Here is a 720-nt window from a genome sequence, read left to right as displayed (position 1 = left end):
GAATCACTTGTTTGTTTTCTTTTCCTAGAGGTACTAAGATGTTTCAATTCCCTCCGTTCGCTCCTATGAACCTATTTATTCAGTTCATGGTAATCCTTGCGGACTGGGTTCCCCCATTCGGACATTACCGGGTCAAAGCCTTCTTGGCGGCTCGCCGATACTTTTCGCAGCCTGACACGTCCTTCGTCGCTTCTCGATACCTAGGCATCCTCCGTACGCCCTTAATCGCTTCCACAAAGGCATCATTCGCCTTGTTTCCACTCTCAAGTATGAAATAAATTCCCTTGCCTCTCACAAGCTTTCACTCGTGTTTGACTCAAGCAATCCATTCCAAATAATTCTCAATCTGTTTCCAGATCTCTCACTATTTTTTCTTCTTCTTACTTCTTATTCTCTTTTCAAATAACTTTTTTCTACATTCATGGTGGACGCTAGGAGGGTCGAACTCCTGACCCCCAGAATGCAAATCTGGTGCTCTCCCAACTGAGCTAAGCGCCCAATTCATGGAAAAAAACGGCTGCTACATGATTGTGAATTGAGCTCTTACAAGTCTCCACTCACCCTCAAGCGGGCCGCTTTCTATTTGACTTAAGAAGATTACAAAAACAGAGTGCGATTCCATTGACCTAGAATAGAGCTTCTTTACAGAAGACTCAAAATTCCTAGAAAGGAGGTGATCCAGCCGCAGGTTCCCCTACGGCTACCTTGTTACGACTTAAC

1 tRNA gene and 2 rRNA genes are annotated in these 720 nt (G+C 44.6%); all 3 read right to left on the bottom strand.

What is annotated here, in order from left to right:
- Positions 1–235, bottom strand: a 23S ribosomal RNA gene (locus GCL60_RS17210); the annotation flags it as partial.
- A 187-nt stretch (positions 236–422) separates the two neighbouring features.
- Positions 423–498 (bottom strand) — tRNA-Ala (locus GCL60_RS17205).
- Between the two features lie 168 nt (positions 499–666).
- A 16S ribosomal RNA gene (locus GCL60_RS17385) occupies positions 667–720 on the bottom strand; the annotation flags it as partial.

The sequence above is a fragment of the Silvanigrella paludirubra genome, assembly GCF_009208775.1.
Classification (GTDB): Bacteria; Bdellovibrionota_B; Oligoflexia; order Silvanigrellales; family Silvanigrellaceae; genus Silvanigrella; species Silvanigrella paludirubra.
This window is presented reverse-complemented; position numbering and strand designations above follow the sequence as displayed.